The following is a 16,833-nucleotide window of genomic DNA, read 5'->3' on the forward strand; positions in this document are numbered from 1 at the left end:
AAGGTCACATCGCGGACTCGCCTTCGGGCGGGGTGGTGGACCGGGCCCGGGACCGTACCGATCGCCGCCGGGCCGGACGGTGCCGCGGGGCCGCTGCCGGGACGGTGCAGGACGGGGGCCGGCGGGGGTCGGCGGGGGTTCCGTGGGAGTTTCGGTCAGCTTGCGGTGGCGCGCAGACCGCTGCCGTCGGCGCCGGTCAGGGTGAGGCTGCGGCCGTTGACGGTGTACGCGACCTTTCCGGCCAGCACCTTGGACAGATGCTGCTCGACCTCTCCCCTGCCGCCGTCGCAGAGCATTTTGGTCCCGGAGACCGGGCCGACGGCGAGCGCGGTGCCGGTGTCCTTCGCCGTGGCCGTGAAGCGGTTGCAGCCGAGGCTGCCGCGGAGGGTGCCGTCGTCGCCGAGGGTGAAGTGGGCGGCCTTCTCGGCGCCGGGGGGCAGGTCCCGGGTGGTACCGGCGGCGGTCAGCGCGGTCACGGTCCAGGTGGTGCCGGTCAGCGGTTCGGGCGAGGGCTCGGTGGTGACCCTGGCGGCGGGCGGCTGTCCGTCGCCGTTCTTGCCGGCCCCTCCCTCCCGGTCGGAGGCCTTCTCGCTGCCGCATCCGGCGGCGGCGAGCAGCGCGAGGAGCAGCAGGGCGGTCGTGGGGGTGCTCGGGTGCCTGGGCATGCTCCTGGGACGTGACCGGGCCGCGACCGGTTCCCGGGCCGGGGAACCGGTGACCGGTTCCCCGGGCCGGGGGCTTGTGGTCGGGCCCGGCCAGGGGCGTCAGCCGAGGACGGGCAGAACGGCGGAGAGGTCGGCCCGTTCGCCGCTGGCACCGGCCTTCGCGGACTCCACGGCCGCCGCCCAGTCCAAGCGGCCGGTGGCCAGCCGGATCCAGGTCAGCGGGTCGGTTTCGACGACATTGGGCGGGGTGCCGCGGGTGTGCCGGGGGCCCTCGATGCACTGGACGACCGCGTACGGCGGCACCCGTACCTCGACGGAACCGCCGGGTGCCGCGCTCGCCAGGGCGTCGGCGAGGAGCCGGGTGGTGGCGGCGAGCGCGTCCCGGTTCAGGGGCAGTTCGATTCCGGCGGGGGCGAGGGCGTCGTTGAGGTCGTCGGTGTGGACGGTGAGTTCGACGGCCCGGGTGACCAGGTAGTCCGGGAAGCGCATCGGCCCGACCCTGGTGACGACCCGCCGTTCGTCGGGGGTGCCGGACAGGGCCGCGTCGAGTTCGCCGGCGAGTTCCCCGTACGCCTCGGGGAGCGGACCGTCGGCCGCCCGCTGCCGGGCGTCCTCGCCGATCGGCCCGGCGTGGGCGCGGATGGCGTGGGGCCACTCCTCCAGGGCGAGGGTCGCCTCGGCGCGGGGCGGTTCGGGCGCGGTGGTGACGGTGACGATGTGCCGGGACGCCAGGAGGATGTGCGCGGCCAGCTCCCGGACGGTCCAGTCGCCGAGCCGGGTGGGCAGCGCCGACTGCTCGGGCGTGAGCGCGGCGACGGCGGCGCGGAGGGTGCCGTACTGGCCGAGGACGGCGGCACGGAGCTTGGCGGAGTCGTAACGGCGGGGACGCTTCTTGGCCGGTGGCATGGGCGCGAGCTTAGGCCGTGTCGGCCGCCGCGACGGGGGCGGTGTCCGCGGACGCGGACTCGGTTCCGTGGTGCGGTGGTACGGGCTCCGCCGGGGAGGCCGCGGCGGGCTCCGGGCCGGTGCCGGGCTCGGGCACCGTGAAGATCTCCTTGTTCGCGGGCAGGCCCACCCCCCGCCAGCGGAACGGGACACCCCGGGCCGCCTCGGGATCCGGCCCGTCCATCAGCTGGAAGTGGACGTGCGGTTCGGTGGAGTTCCCCGAGTTGCCGCAGGCGCCGATGATCTGTCCCGCGCTGACCCGGTCGCCGTCCTTCACGGTCAGGGAACCGCGCTTGACGTGCGCGTACAGGGCGTATGTGCCGTCCCCGAGGTCGAGCACCACATGGTTGCCGATGATGCCCCACGGGCCGCGCAGGGAGCGGACGAAGGCCTCCACGAGCATCAGATAGACGATCATCGGCAGGGAGTTGCGGCTGAGGTGGTCGCGCTGCCCGTCCCGGGCCCGGACGACGGTGCCGTCCGCGACCGCCAGCAGCGGGACGCCGAAGGCCGGGAAGGCGGAGCTGCGCCGGACCGGCGGCCACACCCAGCGGAAGGCGGGGGACTTTGGGCCGTCGGCCGGAGCGGCGACGATGTCGATGGCGTACGACTGCGCGAGCTGGTGCGTGCCGTGGCTCGGGACCTTGTCGGCCGGGCTGTTGTGGGCCAGCCAGCGGCCGCTGACGGGGGCGTCGACGAGGACCGCGGCCGGTGTTCCGGCGTCCCGGTGCCCGAGGGTGTCGAACCGGGAGCGGAGCAGGTCGAGCGCGATGGCCACCGCGGCGGGGAGGAACGGCAGCCACCAGCCGCCGGGCCGGTTCAGGAGGATGTCCAGGAGGATCAGGGCGATGACCAGCCACCAGCAGACCCGGGCCCCGACGGCGACGCCTTTGTGCAGACGGCCGCGGCTGCGGCGCGCCGCGGGCGGGGTGACGGGCTGGTGCTGGGGCTCGGTCATGGCGGTCTCCCGGGTCCGGGGGCGATCAGGGCTGGGCGGCGGTGAGCGCGACCAGCAGGGGCACGGTCCGGGCCGGCGGTACGGCGTACCGGCCGCGGCCCGTGGTGTGGAGCCAGCCCGCGGAGCTGAGCTGGCGGAGGTGGTGGTAGATCTGGCCGGAGGTGCCGAGGCCGTCGAGTTCGGCCAGTTCGGCGGCGGTACGGCGGCCCCCGAGGATCTCCCTCAGCAGCCGGAGCCGGACCGGATGGCCGAGTGCGGCGAGCGCGTCGGCCGATGCGGTCCAGTCCCGGTCCAGCAGTACGTCCGCGAGAAGGCCGAACTGCCACTCGTACCGCTCGCCGGTCGGCAGGGCGACGTCCCCGGTGAACAGCACCCCGCCGGTGTCCGCGCCGAGGCCGGCCAGCTGCTCCTTCAGACCCTTCAGGGCCCAGAAGGACTCCTGTCCGGGGTCCTCGCCGGGCCGGCCGGCCGGGCTGAAGGCTTCCCTCTCCTCCAGTGCGGCCAGCCGGAGTTCCAGCTCGGCGACGCGCTGCTCCAGGTCCATGACACCCATCCTACGTAGTTACGAAATTACGTGCAAGCATCGTTCGGGGACGGGCCGGGGAACGGCAGAGCCCCCGCCCGCGCGAACGCGGACGGGGGCTCGGAAGGGCCGTTCGGGCCGGACCGTCAGGCCAGCAGCGCCGGGATCGTCCCCTCGTACGCCGTACGCGCCTCGTCCAGCGGGATCGTGAACTCCCCCTGCACCTCCAGCGCATCGCCGTCGACCACACCGATACGGGTCACGGGCAGCCCGCGCGCCCCGCACATATCGGTGAACCGCAGCTCCTCGCTGCGCGGTACGGAGACCACCGCACGCCCGGCCGACTCGCTGAACAGGAAGGTAAAGGCGGAGAGACCGTCCGGGACGACCAGCCGCGCGCCGTGCCCGCCGCGCAGGGCCGACTCCAGGACCGCCTGCACCAGACCGCCGTCCGACAGATCGTGCGCCGCGTCGATCATCCCGTCGCGGGAGGCCGAGATCAGGATCTCGGCCAGCAGCTTCTCCCGGTCGAGGTCGACCGCCGGGGGCAGCCCGCCGAGGTGGTCGTGGACCACCTGCGACCAGGCCGAACCGCCGAACTCCTCCTTCGTGTCCCCGAGGAGGTACAGCAGCTGCCCCTCCTCGGCGAAACCGATCGGGGTACGGCGGTTGACGTCGTCGATCACACCGAGCACGGCGACGACCGGCGTCGGGTGGATCGCCGTCTCCCCGGTCTGGTTGTAGAGGGAGACATTGCCGCCGGTCACCGGCGTACCGAGGTGCAGACAGGCGTCCGCGAGACCGCGCGTGGCCTCCGCGAACTGCCACATCACGCCCGGGTCCTCCGGCGAGCCGAAGTTCAGGCAGTCGGAGACCGCCAGCGGCCGGGCACCCGAGGCGGCGACATTGCGGTACGCCTCCGCGAGCGCGAGCTGGGCGCCCGCGTACGGGTCGAGCTTGGCGTACCGGCCGTTGCCGTCGGTCGCCATCGCCACACCGAGGTTGGTCTCCTCGTCGATCCGGACCATGCCCGCGTCCTCGGGCTGCGCCAGGACCGTATTGCCCTGGACGAACCGGTCGTACTGGTCGGTGATCCACGCCTTCGACGCCTGGTTCGGCGAGGAGAGCAGCCGCAGCACCTGCGCCCGCAGCTCGGCGGAGTCCGCCGGCCGGGGCAGCGCACCCGCATCGTCCGCCTGGAGGGCGTCCTGCCACGCGGGGCGGGCGTAGGGACGCTCGTACACCGGGCCCTCGTGGGCGACGGTCCGCGGCGGTACGTCCACGATCTGCTCGCCGTGCCAGAAGATCTCCAGCCGCTCGCCCTCGGTGACCTCACCGATGACGGTGGCGATGACGTCCCACTTCTCGCAGATCTCCAGGAAGCGGTCGACCTTGCCGGGCTCGACGATCGCGCACATCCGCTCCTGCGACTCGCTCATGAGGATCTCCTCGGGCGAGAGCGTGGCATCGCGCAGCGGAACGGTGTCGAGGTCGATGTGCATACCGCCGGAACCGGCGCTGGCCAGCTCGCTGGTCGCACAGGACAGTCCGGCGCCGCCCAGGTCCTGGATGCCCGCGACGAGCTTCTCCCGGAAGATCTCCAGGGTGCACTCGATGAGCAGCTTCTCCTGGAAGGGGTCGCCGACCTGGACCGCGGGCCGCTTGGCGGGGCCGGTGCTGTCGAAGGTCTCGGAGGCCAGCACGGAGACGCCGCCGATACCGTCGCCGCCGGTCCTGGCGCCGTACAGGATGACCTTGTTGCCGGGGCCCGAAGCCTGCGCGAGATGGATGTCCTCGTGCTTCATGACCCCGATACAGCCCGCGTTGACCAGCGGATTGCCCTGGTAGCAGGGGTCGAAGACGACCTCGCCACCGATATTCGGCAGACCGAGGCAGTTGCCGTAGCCGCCGATGCCCGCGACCACGCCCGGCAGGACGCGGCGGGTGTCGGGGTGGTCGGCCGCGCCGAAGCGGAGCGGGTCGACGACGGCGACCGGGCGGGCACCCATCGCGAGGATGTCGCGGACGATGCCGCCGACTCCGGTGGCCGCGCCCTGGTAGGGCTCGATATAGGAGGGGTGGTTGTGCGATTCGACCTTGAAGGTGACCGCATAGCCCTGGCCGACGTCGACGACGCCCGCGTTCTCCCCGATGCCGACGAGCATCGCGTCGTTCTCGGGGGCCTTCTCGCCGAACTGCCGGAGATGGACCTTGCTGGACTTGTACGAGCAGTGCTCGGACCACATGACCGAGTACATGGCCAGCTCGGCACCGGTCGGACGGCGGCCGAGGATCTCGCGGATCCGGGCGTACTCGTCCTGCTTCAGCCCGAGCTCGGCCCAGGGCTGTTCGGCGTCGGGCGTGCCCGCGGCGTGCTTGACCGTGTCGAGGCTCATGCTGCCACCAGCTTCTTGATGATCGACGTGAAGAAGGGGAGGCCGTCGGTGCGGCCGGTGCCGATCAGCGGCTCCACGGCGTGCTCCGGGTGCGGCATCAGCCCGACGACATTGCCCTCGGCGTTGGTGATGCCGGCGATGTCGCGCAGCGAGCCGTTGGGGTTGGTGCCGAGATAGCGGAACGCCACCCGGCCCTCCGCCTCCAGTTCGTCGAGGACCCGCTCGTCCGCGACGTAACGGCCGTCGATGTTCTTCAGGGGTACGGAGATCTCCTGGCCCGCCGAGTAATCGGAGGTCCATGCGGTCTCCGCGTTCTCCACCCGGAGGCGCTGATCCCGGCAGATGAAGTGGAGATGATTGTTCCGGAGCATGGCACCGGGCAGCAGATGCGACTCGGTGAGGATCTGGAAACCATTGCAGATACCGAGAACCGGCAGACCGGCCCTCGCCTGTTCGATGATCGTCTCCATCACCGGCGAGAAGCGGGAAATGGCACCGGCCCGGAGATAGTCGCCGTAGGAGAACCCACCGGCGAGGACGACGGCGTCCACCTGGTGGAGATCTTTGTCACGGTGCCAGAGGGAGACGGGTTCGGCGCCGGCGAGACGGATCGCCCGAAGGCTGTCCCGGTCGTCGAGCGTGCCGGGGAACGTGACGACCCCGATACGAGTTGTCACGACTCGTCTACCTTTACAACGAAGTCTTCGATGACGGTGTTGGCGAGAAACGTCTCGGCCATCTCATGGATACGGGCGAGGGCGGCGTCGTCGACCGGCCCCTCGACCTCCAGCTCGAAACGCTTTCCCTGACGTACGTCCGCGATGCCGTCGAATCCGAGGCGGGGCAGTGCGCGCTGCACCGCCTGCCCCTGCGGGTCGAGGATCTCGGGCTTGAGCATGACGTCGACTACGACGCGTGCCACGGGCACTCCCGGGGTGATGTGGTGCGAAGGCGGTCCGCTCAGCGTACCCGGCCGGAAAATCTACTCGCGTAGATATCCAACAGGTCGCACCGGGGAACACGGCAGGAACATCCGGGGCGGCAAACGGTGGAAATCCAGCAGAATTTCCCGGGCACTTTGCCGGACTCCGGTGTGTTCCGGTGGGGCGGGTGGTGCGAACCGGAGGGGGAACCGCGCTCCGGTCCCGCCCGAAACGCACCCTGCATCCCGGCAACGCCCCCCGGCCCGCTCCCGTTCGTCTTCGGGTGCCTCAGTACGGGTTCGGTCACGGAAGACGCGCGGGCAATTGCCCGCTCTTCACAATGCCCGGTCGGTCGCTGTACAAAGGAATACGTAACCCTCATTGCCGGAAAGTCGGTATCACCATCCGGAGCCGGTGACGGAACCGGCTGCCCCCTTACCCGGCCCATCGGCCGGAGGATGCGATACCGCGGGAAAGGACCGATATCCGTGGCTCAGCGAGTAGTGGTCGCGCTCTTCGACGACATCGACGGAGGCGAAGCGGCGGAAACGGTCACGTTCGGCCTGGACGGGAAGTCGTACGAGATCGACCTCAATACCGCGAACGCCAGGAAACTGCGTTCGGCGCTCGCGCCCTACCTGACGGCCGGGCGCAAGCAGCCCGCCGGCGGCCGGCGGCGGCCGGCCAGGACCACGTACAAGCACACCACGCTGGAGCCGTCCCCGGCCGCCGTACGGGCCTGGGCGCAGTCCAACAAGATGGAGGTGCCGGCCCGGGGCCGGATTCCCAAGGCGGTGTACGAGGCCTTCCGCAAGGCGAGTTGAGCGGTGGCGGCGGGGCCGGAGGGCGGGGCCGGGTCCGTACCGCCGGAACGCCGTGATCGACAGTGATCGGCCATGATCGAAGCGCCGCTCCGGCCGAGCCTCGGCCGCACTCCGGCTGTCCTACGGGCCCGCTCGGGGCCCGCTCGGGGCGCAAGATCCACTCGTGAACCGGCCCGGCCCGGTTCCGAGTTGCACAACCCCCCGGGGAGTCGGCTAAAGTCTGAGTCACGCCGAGGGGCGAGGCCGAAAATCCCACCTCAGCAGCGTGCGGGTGTAGTTCAGTAGTAGAACATCCCCCTTCCAGGGGGAAGGCGCAGTGTGCAATCCCTGTCACCCGCTCTCATCACTGTCATCGACCACTCCGGTGGATCGGGTACAGTGGTGTTCGCACCGCAGGCGAAAGCCCAGCGGGAGCATGCGGACGTAGCTCAGTTGGTAGAGCGCAACCTTGCCAAGGTTGAGGTCGCCAGTTCGAACCTGGTCGTCCGCTCAGCGATAAGGCCCCGGTCGAAAGACCGGGGCCTTTCGCATTCTCTGAGCTTCCTTCCCGGGGCTTCCGCCATGACAAATGTCATCGGGGCCGGTGACAGCCCGCACTGCCCGCGGCCACCCGGCGGCGGAAGTCTTGAGGCATGACCACTGACCAGTACGTGATCACCGCCGAGGACCTGCGGCGCAGTTATGCGGGAGGCTTCGAAGCCGTACGCGGAGTCTCCTTCTCCGTGGCCCGCGGCGAGATCTTCGCCCTGCTCGGGACGAACGGCGCCGGCAAGACCTCGACGGTCGAGCTGCTCGAAGGGCTCGCCGCCCCGTCCGCCGGATCCGTACGCGTCCTCGGCCACGATCCGTACCGCGAACGCGCCGCCGTCCGCCCCCGCATCGGGGTCATGCTCCAGGAAGGCGGCTTCCCCTCCGACCTCACGGTCACCGAGACCGCCCGGATGTGGGGCGACTGCACCAGCGGGGCGCGTCCGGTCGCCGAGGCGCTGGAGCTGGTCGGGCTGGCGGCGCGGGCCAAGGTCAGGGTCAGTCAGCTCTCCGGCGGCGAACGGCGCCGGCTCGACCTGGCGCTGGCGCTGATCGGCCGCCCCGAGGTCCTCTTCCTCGACGAGCCGACCACCGGTCTCGACGCGGAGGGGCGGCGGGACACCTGGGATCTGGTGCGGGCGCTGCGGGACACCGGGACGACCGTCCTGCTGACCACGCACTACCTGGAGGAGGCGGAGACGCTGGCCGACCGGCTGGCGATCATGCACCAGGGAGTGATCGTCACCACCGGCAGCCCCGCCGACGTCACGGCCGAGCGCCCGGCACGGATCCGGTTCCTGCTGCCGCCGGACGTACCGGCCGCCCGGCTGCCGCTCTCCCTGAAGGCCGGGGCCGCGGGGCGGCACGTGGAGATCCGCACCCATGAACTCCAGACGGCCCTGGAGGAACTGCTGCGGTGGGCCCGCGAGAACCGGGTGCAGCTGGAGGGCCTCGACGCCCGTGCCGCCTCCCTCGAAGAGGCATTCCTTGAAATAGCTCAGACCGAAATGGCGGGTATGTGACATGGCGGCAACGGTGCTGGACGGTTCGGGTACGGGAGCGGGCACGGCCCGCCGGACCACGGTGGCGCAGCGGCTGACCGCCCTCGGCCGGGCCGAGCTGATCCTGCTGCTGCGGAACCGGACCGCGCTCTTCATGGCGCTGGCGATGCCGCTCGCGCTGGTGCTGACGATGCAGGCATCGCTGAAGGAGATGGACCTCGGCAAGGCCGGGATGAGCATCGCCGAGGCCGCGGTGATCGGCGGAACCGGCTTCATCCTGCTGCTGGTCGTCCATGTGAACCTGGTCTCGGCCTATGTGGCGCGGCGCGAGGAACTGGTCCTCAAGCGGCTGCGCACCGGGGAGATCTCCGACCGGGAGATCCTCGCCGGGACGGCACTGCCCTCGGTGGGGCTGGCGCTGGCCCAGGTCGGGCTGCTGCTGGTGGCGGCGGTGGTGTTCCTCGACCTCCGCGCGCCGCAGCGGCCGGATCTGCTGCTGGCCGGGGTGGTGCTGGCGCTGGCGGTGCTCGCCTCGCTGGCCGCGCTGATCTCGGCGTGGACCCGGACCGTGGAGAGCTCCCAGCTCACCGTGATGCCGATGCTGATGATCTCGTCGATCGGTTCGGGGCTCTTCGTACCGGTCGAGCTGATGCCGGACAACATCCGCGCGGTGGCGGAGCTGCTGCCGATGACCGGGGCGATGACCCTGATCCGCGACGGCTGGCTCGGGGTGTCCGACGGTAAGGACCTGCTGGGGGCCGCACTCACGGCCTTGGCGTGGGTGGCGCTCTCGGTGTTTGCTGTGAACCGGTGGTTCCGCTGGGAGCCGCGCCGCTGACCTGTAGTTTTGCCGGTGAGAGCCAGGGGGTTGCTGTGCGTGTGAAGGGCTGGAGCGGGCGCGGCAAGCTCGCCAAGATCAATATCTACTCCCGCGGCACGGTGTACTTCACCCACTGGGTCAATGCGGCCTTCTTCGTTCTGATGATCGTGATCGAACCCATCAGGGAGCGGACTCCCGCGATCGCTGTGACCGGGGTACTGACCGGCACCGTCTCGGCCTTCGTCTGCGCCCGGCTGCTCCGCCGTGCGATGGACGCCTATCTGGGGCAGGGCGAGGTCTCCCGGGTCCTGCTGGTGGCGGGCGGCGCGTTGGGTGCGGTGAACGCCGGTCTCGGACTGATCGTCGCCATGACCGGGGTCGTCGGCCGGCGCGACGAGGGTCTGGTGTATCTGGCCGTCGGCGGACTGATCCCCTTTCTGCTCGTGCACAGCCTCTTGGTGCCGGTCCGGACCACAGTCCTGGTCCAGGGTTCGCTGGTGACCGGGATCACCGGGCTGCTGGCGCTCGGCGGCGCCCCGTGGTCCACCCTGGTGGGCACCTTTCTGTCCGCCGCGTTCATGACCGGGTGGATGGCCTTCGCCGTGATCGCGTCCATGTGGGGACTGAAGGTCGTCGGAGAGCTGCGGGACGCCCGGGATGTCCGGGCCCGGCTGGCGGTCGCCGAGGAGCGGCTGCGGTTCGGGCGGGATCTGCACGATGTCCTCGGCCGGAATCTGGCGGTGGTGGCGCTCAAATCGGAGCTGGCGGTGCAGTTGGCCCGGCGAGGCCGTGCCGAGGCCGTCGACCAGATGGTCGAGGTGCAGCAGATCGCCCAGGACTCGCAGCGCGAGGTGCGCGAGGTGGTCCGGGGCTACCGGGAAGCGGATCTGCGGGTCGAGCTGGAGGGGGCCCGGTCGGTGCTGGGCGCGGCCGGAATCATCTGCAAGGTCATCGCGGACGAGGTGGACGAGCTGCTGCCGGCACCGGCGCGGTCGGCGCTGGGGTGGGTGGTCCGGGAGGCGACGACCAATGTGCTGCGGCACGGGGACCCGCGGCGCTGCACGATCTCGTTGGGAGCCGTCGGCGGCGCGGTCGTCCTGGTGGTGGAGAACGACCGTGCGGATACGGCGTCGCTCCGCCCGGACGGCGGCGGCTCCGGCCTCGCAGGCCTGCGGGAGCGGCTGGCAGCGGTGGGTGGCACCTTGGAGGCGGCCCCGGTCCGCGGCGCCCGTTTCCGGGTGACGGCCCGGATCCCGGCGGCGGGTGTTCCGGCGGCGCGCGGGGCAGGGCCGGACGGGGGCGCCGGGGCGAAACAGGAGGCGCCGGGCCGGGAGGCCGTGGCCGGTGGGGAGGATGTGGCATGACCGCCGTACGCGTACTGCTCGCCGACGACGAGCATCTGATCCGCGGTGCCCTGGCCGCGCTGCTCGCCCTGGAAGACGATCTGGAGGTCGTCGCCGAGGCCGCGTCCGGCCCCGAGGCCCTCGCCATGGCCCGGATCCACCGGCCCGATGTCGCCGTACTGGACCTGCAGATGCCGGGGGCGGACGGTGTGAGTGTCGCCACATCCCTGCGGGCCGAACTGCCCGGCTGCCGGACCATGATCGTGACCAGTCATGGTCTGCCGGGCCATCTCAAACGCGCCCTGACCGCCGGGGTCCGCGCCTTCGTCCCCAAGACGGTCAGCGCTCAGCGGCTCGCCGAGATCATCCGTACCGTCCACGAGGGAAATCGCTATGTCGACCCGGAGTTGGCCGCGGACGCGATCTCCGCGGGCGACTCCCCGCTGACCGCTCGCGAGGCCGAGGTGCTGGAGCTGGCGGCGGACGGGGCGCCGATCGCGGAGATCGCCCGGCGGGCCGCGCTCTCCCAGGGCACGGTCCGGAACTATCTCTCCTCGGCGGTTTCGAAGCTGGGCGCCGAGAACCGTCACTCGGCGGCCCGTCTCGCCCGCGAGCGCGGTTGGGTATAGTAGGCAGCGCGCAACGGCGCAGTGCGGACGTAGCTCAGTTGGTAGAGCGCAACCTTGCCAAGGTTGAGGTCGCCAGTTCGAACCTGGTCGTCCGCTCGGTGAAAAGACCCCGGTCCTCCTCGGAGGGCCGGGGTCTTTCACGTATGCCCGCGGACCGCCCCGGGCTCCCGTCCGCCGGGAGCCCGGGGCCCGGCCTCACCAGGTCTCGCCGGTCAGCATCTCGTACGCCTCCACGTACTTCGCCCGGGTCGCGGCGGTGACCTCGGGCGGCAGCGGGGGCGGCGGCTGCTCGCTCCTGCGGTCCCAGCCCGACGCCGGGGACGTCAGCCAGTCACGGACGTACTGCTTGTCGTACGACGGCTGGGCGCGGCCCGGCTGCCACTGGTCGGCCGGCCAGAAGCGGGACGAGTCGGGTGTGAGGACCTCGTCCGCGAGGACCAGCTGCCCGGCGTCGTCGTAGCCGAACTCGAATTTGGTGTCGGCCAGGACGATGCCCCGCTCGCGGGCGATGTCCCGGGCCCGGCCGTAGACCGCGAGCGTCGTCTGCCGCAGCAGCGCCGCGGGCTCGGCGCCGATCCGCCGGGCGACCTCCTCGTAGGGGACGTTCTCGTCGTGGTCCCCGACCTCGGCCTTGGTGGCGGGGGTGAAGATCGGCGCGGGCAGTTCGGAGCCGTCGACGAGTCCTTCGGGGAGCGCGAGCCCGCAGACCGTACGCGTCTCGTTGTACTCGGCGAGCCCGGAGCCGGTGAGATAGCCGCGGGCGACCGCTTCGACGGGGATCATCCGCAGCGATTTGCAGACCAGGGTGCGGCCTTCCCAGTCGGCGGGGGCCCCGGCGGGCGGCTCGGTGCTCAGGACGTGGTGGGGGATCAGGTCGGTGAGGCGGTCGAACCACCACAGCGAAAGGCGGGTGAGGACCCGGCCCTTGTCGGGGATCTCGGTCGGCAGCACCCAGTCGTAGGCGGAGATGCGGTCGGTCGCGACCATCACGAGGTCACCCGCGTCGTTGCGGTACAGCTCCCGCACCTTGCCGGTGTGGAGGTGGACCAGCCCCGGCACCTGCGGCGCCTCGGGCTTTTCGACGAATCCGGACACGGCTGCTCCTGGTGGTTTCCGACGTGCGTGGCTGGGGCCGATTGTCTCAGCAGGGGCCGGGCGTCTGCCTGACGGGCCGCCCGTGACTCCGGTCGCGCTCGGGGCGGGCGTCCCCGCGCCGGGCGCGTCTGCGCCGGTCGCGTCTGCGTCAGTCGCGTCTGCGTCAGTCGCGCTTGCAGATCCGGTCGAGGAGATTGGCGGTGGCCCGCTGGATCCTCGGGTCGGCGTGGCCGGGCCGGTCCAGCGCGGGTGACCAGGCGAAGGTGCCGGACGCGAAGACGAGGGCGCCGGACGGTGCGCGGTAGAGGGAGGTCTCCTGGTGGCGCAGCACCCCCGCGCCGTCCGGGTAGGGGGAGTGGGCGAGGAGGATCCGGCGGCGGTGCTCGGGCAGCGGGGTGCGCGGGAAGTAGCGGTCGGCCTCGCCCGCGACCAGGCCGGGCAGTTCGTCGCCCTCCCCCGCGCCGGTGGCCTCCCAGAGCCAGTGGTCCGCGTTCCGTACGACCAGCGGATGCGGTTCGGGCACCCGGCCCTCGTACTGGATGCCGAGCAGCTGCTGCTCGGCGCGGTCGGCCTCGCGCCAGAGCGCCGATCTGCCGGGGCCGCGGCGTTTGCGGCAGGTCAGCAGGCGGTTCTCGGCGCCGGAGGGGGAAGGGCCCAGCTCGACCTGCCAGTAGAGGGTGTTGGCGGAGAGGAAGACGAGGGAGGTGCCCCGGTCGCGGGCGGCCTCGGCGGCGCGGCGCATGGGGACGGACCAGTACTCGTCGTGGCCGGGGAAGACCAGTCCGCGGTAGGTGGTCGGGTCGATGCGTCCGGCGTGCAGATCGCGGGTGTCGGCGTAGGCGAGGTCGTAGCCGTACCGCTCGGCCCAGCGGATGAAGTCGTAGGCGTGGCCGACGTGCAGCGGCAGTCCGGAGCCCGCGTACGGCCGGTCGAAGGAGAGCGTGGTCGCGGCGGAGTCCTCGCCGAGCAGCCGGCCCTCCTCGTCCCAGGCGTGGTAGAGGCTGGCGCCGGTGCGGCCGTCCTCGGGGTAGAGGTTGTACGCCTGCCAGGTGATGTCGGGGAGGACCAGCAGCAGATCGGCGGCGCGGTCGTCGCGGACCGTGAAGGGGATGTGGGAGCGGTAGCCGTCGGCCGTGGTGAGGACGGCGACATAGGCGCCGACGGCCCAGTACGAGGGGATCTGGAGGCGCCAGGAGAGCCACCAGTGGTGGCAGGAGACCGTGCGGCCGGCGGTGAGCGGGGGGTGCTGGACGATGCCGGAGAGCCGGGGGCTGGTGGTGACCTTGAAGGCGCCGTGTCCGGCGTAGTGGCCGATGCGGTAGACGTCGACGAGGAACTGCTGCGGCGGGTCGACGGTGATGTGGAAGTCGATGGACTCGCCCGGGGCGACCGGGCCGTTGGAGACGAAGCCTTTGATCTGCCGGTGGACGTCGTCGGCGGTGCGGGGGGCGCGGGTGCTGCGGCCGCGGTCGGGGTCGGCGTACCAGGGGACGGCGCGGCCGGTGTCGTCGAGGTACTGCTCGCTGCTGCGGAGCCAGGGCAGCGGGCCCTGGCCGAAGGGGTCGGTCACGGCGTGGGCGAGGGCACCGGACTCCCAGCGGGGGACCCGGGGCGGGGGCGTGGCCGCGGTGGGGCGGGGGGAGCGGTGCGCGTCCCGCGGGGCGCCCGGACCGGGCGTGGGGTCCGTACGGCTCGCGGTGTCCGTACGGCTCGCGGGGGCAGGGCGGTTCGCGGTGTCCGTACGGTTCGCGGGGTCGGCACCATCCGCACCGCTCGCACCGTGCGTACCGTGGCCGGCGTGCGTACCGCTCTCGGCGTCCTCCGCCCCGCCGGTCGGCGCTCCGGTGGCGGTGCGGCCGCGGCGGGAGCCGTTCCCGGTGGTCCCCCTGCTCTCCATGGGCCCCGTCTCCCCCATACCGTCGCGCCCCTTCTCGTACGTCCGCTTCTCCGTACGCCGCGCCCGTGTCCCGGTGCGGCCGGGGTGTGCTCGTGCCGGTGCGCGCCGCGCCCGGCGCCGTACGCCGTCCGGTGTCCTGAGGCGTACGGCACGGCTCGGTGGACCGTCGACGGCAGCCTCGGTACGCCGCCCGGGGGCGCAACCCCAGCACATCACATTACGCGCTCGGCCCGTCACCCTTCGTCGTGAAAATGTGTCCGGTCGGGCAGCGGTAAGCCGGTTTTGCCGGGGTTTCTACGGGAAGGCGGACGGCCGTGGCCAAGGCCACTGGGGCGTCACGGCACGAGCGCCCTGCACTACACCAGGCGTACGGGCTTCTCCGCCCGGACACCCGTGGCCGCGAGCCAGGCGCGCAGCGGTCCCGGGTCACCGTCCTCCGTCAGGGCGAGGACCCCGGAGGAGAGATCGGCGCACCGCTCCTCGTGCAGCAGGAGGACCGGGCCGTCCAGCCAGTCGAGGCCGGGGAGGGCCCCTGCGGTGTCGACGGCGGCGCAGCAGACCATCGCGGTGACATGGTCGGCGAGGAGGTCCCGGCCGGTGCGCGGCGGCTGGAGGGGGAAGAGGGGCAGCGGGTCGGCGCCCCAGCCGTGGGGCGCGTCGACGGCCGCCGGGGCGGCGGCCCCCTGGTCCGGTCCCGTCGCGCCCGGGCCGCCGCCCCGGTGGGTCCGGGCCGCCTCCTCGCGGGCGACGGCGGCGGTGATTCCGGCCGCGAGCCGGTCGACGGCTTCCGGGCGGGGCCCCGAGAGATGGGCCAGGATCCGTTCGAGGGTGGGATCGTCGTCGGATCCGGCGGCGGTGGGCTCCGATGCGTCGAGTACATGGTGGAGGCGGGCCGCCTCCGTACGCCATTTGCGGTCTACGACCTCTTCCGGATACTGCCGCCAGTCGACGGGGGACCAGTCGGGTCCGGGTTGGGCGGGGCCGCCGTGGAAGAGGCGGGCGGCGAGGAGGGACGTGGCCTCGTCGACGGCACCCGGCTCCTCCAGCAGATCGCAGGCGGGCCGCTCGCCGAGCCGGGAGGCGAAGCCCTCGGCGAGCCGGTCGCGGCGGGACAGCTCGGTGAGCGCGGACACCACTCCGGCGTCCAGCCGGGAGGGCCAGCGACCCATGCGCCAGGCGGGCAGCGCGACGCGGGTCAGCAGCCGGTCCCAGCCCGCGTACGCCAGGCCGACCTGCTCCTGGGCGACGATCCGCAGGCCGTAGTCGACGGACTGGGCGCGTTCGGACGCGGCGGCGGCGACTCCGCGCTCCATCTCCGCAGCATGCACCCGGCAGCTCCGCAGCAGAAGGCGGGCGATCCGGCCGGTGAACCCGAGGGCGATCCGGCGGGGCAGCCCGAGAAGCCTTTTCGGGGCGAAGGCGCGCCGGCCGGGGGCGGGCCGGGCGGCGAGGGCCACCGCGGCGTCCAGACCCCGGACGAACCGGCGCGCGGTGGCTATGTCGGGCTGGGCCGCCGATGCCGTACCGGCGACGACGGGGGCGAGCAGGGCGCGCAGCTCGGCCACCCGCATCCACCAGAGGAACGGGGAGCCGATGACCAGGACGGGTGCCCGGTCGCTGCGCCGCAGCCGGCTGCCGGGATGGCTGGGACGGCCGGGAGGAGTGTGGGCCGGGTGGGTGCGGTCCTCCAGCCAGCTGTCGCAGTCGGGGGTCAGCGCGACCGCGGAGGGCGCGGGCACGTCGAGCCGCTCGGCGAGATCCCCGACCAGGCGGTAGAGATCGGGGGCCGACCGCTCGGACAGTTCGACGGTCGGGCTGAGCGCCGGCTCGGCGCGTGCGATCACCGCGGCGACGGCGAGCGCGGCCGCCGCGGTGACGACGGCGGCCACCGCGGCGACGGTGCGGGCGGCATCCCAGCCCCCGCCGGTCATATGGCCGGAGAAACCCCCGGCGAAGAGCACCACGGCCACGGCCGCGGGAAGGATCGCGACGGCGACCGCCCGGCCGCGGATCCGCAGCACGGCCAGCGCTCGTGCGCGCGCGGCCCGCGCGCCGATGGACTCATTGATTCCGGTCATGGACACGGTCGGTCCTCACCCCCTCTGCCCCGCGACGGTGGACGGTGTAGGTGCACTCCCACTGTGGCACCCGCCACCGACATCGCAATGCCGGTGGGCCAAGTGCCGGAACGCCCTCGCCGCACCATAGTTGGGGCGGTCGCGGGCGTCATCCGGATGGCCGAGCGTCACTCGATGGAATGGCCTTGGGCAAAGGTGCTGACGAATG

Annotated in this window: 15 protein-coding genes and 3 tRNA genes; 8 read left to right on the forward strand and 10 right to left on the reverse strand. The window is 72.3% G+C overall.

Features of this window, described 5'->3' with window-relative positions:
* Window positions 1-155 precede the first annotated feature (155 nt).
* The 7 genes from B7R87_RS15010 to purS all read right to left on the reverse strand — a co-directional run bounded on the left by B7R87_RS15010 (window position 156) and on the right by purS (window position 6,409).
* On the reverse strand, window positions 156-665 hold the full coding sequence (locus B7R87_RS15010; protein ID WP_006348234.1) for an META domain-containing protein: 510 nt from the start codon (window positions 663-665) through the stop codon (window positions 156-158).
* A gap of 99 nt (window positions 666-764) precedes the next feature.
* Window positions 765-1,571, reverse strand: coding sequence for a maleylpyruvate isomerase family mycothiol-dependent enzyme (locus B7R87_RS15015; protein WP_006348233.1), 807 nt, complete (start codon window positions 1,569-1,571; stop codon window positions 765-767).
* Between the two features lie 10 nt (window positions 1,572-1,581).
* Complete coding sequence (locus tag B7R87_RS15020) at window positions 1,582-2,568, reverse strand: M23 family metallopeptidase (protein ID WP_006348232.1); 987 nt, start codon at window positions 2,566-2,568, stop codon at window positions 1,582-1,584.
* A 25-nt stretch (window positions 2,569-2,593) separates the two neighbouring features.
* Entirely contained in the window at window positions 2,594-3,112 is a 519-nt protein-coding gene (locus B7R87_RS15025) for an ArsR/SmtB family transcription factor (protein WP_040915683.1), read from the reverse strand.
* A 125-nt stretch (window positions 3,113-3,237) separates the two neighbouring features.
* The gene (gene purL, locus B7R87_RS15030) at window positions 3,238-5,487 is read right to left on the reverse strand and encodes a phosphoribosylformylglycinamidine synthase subunit PurL (protein ID WP_006348230.1); all 2,250 of its coding nucleotides are present in this window, start codon (window positions 5,485-5,487) and stop codon (window positions 3,238-3,240) included.
* Window positions 5,484-6,164, reverse strand: a complete 681-nt coding sequence (gene purQ, locus B7R87_RS15035; RefSeq protein WP_006348229.1) for a phosphoribosylformylglycinamidine synthase subunit PurQ — start codon at window positions 6,162-6,164, stop codon at window positions 5,484-5,486. Before purQ ends, purL begins: the two co-directional genes overlap by 4 nt.
* Complete coding sequence (gene purS / locus B7R87_RS15040) at window positions 6,161-6,409, reverse strand: phosphoribosylformylglycinamidine synthase subunit PurS (protein ID WP_006348228.1); 249 nt, start codon at window positions 6,407-6,409, stop codon at window positions 6,161-6,163. Before purS ends, purQ begins: the two co-directional genes overlap by 4 nt.
* 489 nt (window positions 6,410-6,898) lie before the next feature.
* On the opposite strand from purS, the gene B7R87_RS15045 reads away from it, so the two are divergent.
* From B7R87_RS15045 to B7R87_RS15080, 8 genes are all read left to right on the forward strand, one after another.
* Window positions 6,899-7,234, forward strand: a complete 336-nt coding sequence (locus tag B7R87_RS15045) for a histone-like nucleoid-structuring protein Lsr2 (protein WP_187144556.1) — start codon at window positions 6,899-6,901, stop codon at window positions 7,232-7,234.
* A gap of 267 nt (window positions 7,235-7,501) precedes the next feature.
* A tRNA-Gly gene (locus B7R87_RS15050) sits at window positions 7,502-7,573 on the forward strand.
* A 78-nt stretch (window positions 7,574-7,651) separates the two neighbouring features.
* A tRNA-Gly gene (locus B7R87_RS15055) sits at window positions 7,652-7,724 on the forward strand.
* A 142-nt stretch (window positions 7,725-7,866) separates the two neighbouring features.
* The gene (locus B7R87_RS15060) at window positions 7,867-8,784 is read left to right on the forward strand and encodes an ABC transporter ATP-binding protein (protein WP_006348226.1); all 918 of its coding nucleotides are present in this window, start codon (window positions 7,867-7,869) and stop codon (window positions 8,782-8,784) included.
* Between the two features lies 1 nt (window position 8,785).
* A complete protein-coding gene (locus tag B7R87_RS15065; protein ID WP_006348225.1) occupies window positions 8,786-9,601 on the forward strand; it encodes an ABC transporter permease in 816 nt (271 codons plus the stop codon).
* Window positions 9,602-9,636: 35 nt separating this feature from the next.
* The gene (locus tag B7R87_RS15070; protein ID WP_006348224.1) at window positions 9,637-10,947 is read left to right on the forward strand and encodes a sensor histidine kinase; all 1,311 of its coding nucleotides are present in this window, start codon (window positions 9,637-9,639) and stop codon (window positions 10,945-10,947) included.
* Window positions 10,944-11,555: a response regulator transcription factor gene (locus B7R87_RS15075; RefSeq protein ID WP_006348223.1), complete on the forward strand. Its 612-nt coding sequence runs from the start codon at window positions 10,944-10,946 to the stop codon at window positions 11,553-11,555. Before B7R87_RS15070 ends, B7R87_RS15075 begins: the two co-directional genes overlap by 4 nt.
* A 23-nt stretch (window positions 11,556-11,578) precedes the next feature.
* A tRNA-Gly gene (locus tag B7R87_RS15080) sits at window positions 11,579-11,651 on the forward strand.
* 99 nt (window positions 11,652-11,750) lie between these two features.
* On the opposite strand, the gene B7R87_RS15085 is transcribed toward B7R87_RS15080, so the two are convergent.
* From B7R87_RS15085 to B7R87_RS15095, 3 genes are all read right to left on the reverse strand, one after another.
* The gene (locus B7R87_RS15085; RefSeq protein ID WP_006348222.1) at window positions 11,751-12,650 is read right to left on the reverse strand and encodes a phosphoribosylaminoimidazolesuccinocarboxamide synthase; all 900 of its coding nucleotides are present in this window, start codon (window positions 12,648-12,650) and stop codon (window positions 11,751-11,753) included.
* Window positions 12,651-12,813: 163 nt separating this feature from the next.
* The gene (locus B7R87_RS15090) at window positions 12,814-14,547 is read right to left on the reverse strand and encodes a N,N-dimethylformamidase beta subunit family domain-containing protein (RefSeq protein WP_006348221.1); all 1,734 of its coding nucleotides are present in this window, start codon (window positions 14,545-14,547) and stop codon (window positions 12,814-12,816) included.
* Between the two features lie 356 nt (window positions 14,548-14,903).
* Window positions 14,904-16,631, reverse strand: a complete 1,728-nt coding sequence (locus B7R87_RS15095) for a hypothetical protein (RefSeq protein WP_130585001.1) — start codon at window positions 16,629-16,631, stop codon at window positions 14,904-14,906.
* Window positions 16,632-16,833: the final 202 nt, after the last annotated feature.

This window comes from Streptomyces tsukubensis (assembly GCF_003932715.1).
Lineage (GTDB): Bacteria > Actinomycetota > Actinomycetes > Streptomycetales > Streptomycetaceae > Streptomyces > Streptomyces tsukubensis.

Coding starts and splice junctions, on each gene's coding strand:
- B7R87_RS15010 (WP_006348234.1), bottom strand. CDS start 665: ATGCCCAGGCACCCGAGCACCCCCACGACCGCCCTGCTGCTCCTCGCG.
- B7R87_RS15015 (WP_006348233.1), bottom strand. CDS start 1,571: ATGCCACCGGCCAAGAAGCGTCCCCGCCGTTACGACTCCGCCAAGCTC.
- B7R87_RS15020 (WP_006348232.1), bottom strand. CDS start 2,568: ATGACCGAGCCCCAGCACCAGCCCGTCACCCCGCCCGCGGCGCGCCGC.
- B7R87_RS15025 (WP_040915683.1), bottom strand. CDS start 3,112: ATGGACCTGGAGCAGCGCGTCGCCGAGCTGGAACTCCGGCTGGCCGCA.
- purL (WP_006348230.1), bottom strand. CDS start 5,487: ATGAGCCTCGACACGGTCAAGCACGCCGCGGGCACGCCCGACGCCGAA.
- B7R87_RS15060 (WP_006348226.1), top strand. CDS start 7,867: ATGACCACTGACCAGTACGTGATCACCGCCGAGGACCTGCGGCGCAGT.
- B7R87_RS15065 (WP_006348225.1), top strand. CDS start 8,786: ATGGCGGCAACGGTGCTGGACGGTTCGGGTACGGGAGCGGGCACGGCC.
- B7R87_RS15075 (WP_006348223.1), top strand. CDS start 10,944: ATGACCGCCGTACGCGTACTGCTCGCCGACGACGAGCATCTGATCCGC.
- B7R87_RS15090 (WP_006348221.1), bottom strand. CDS start 14,547: ATGGAGAGCAGGGGGACCACCGGGAACGGCTCCCGCCGCGGCCGCACC.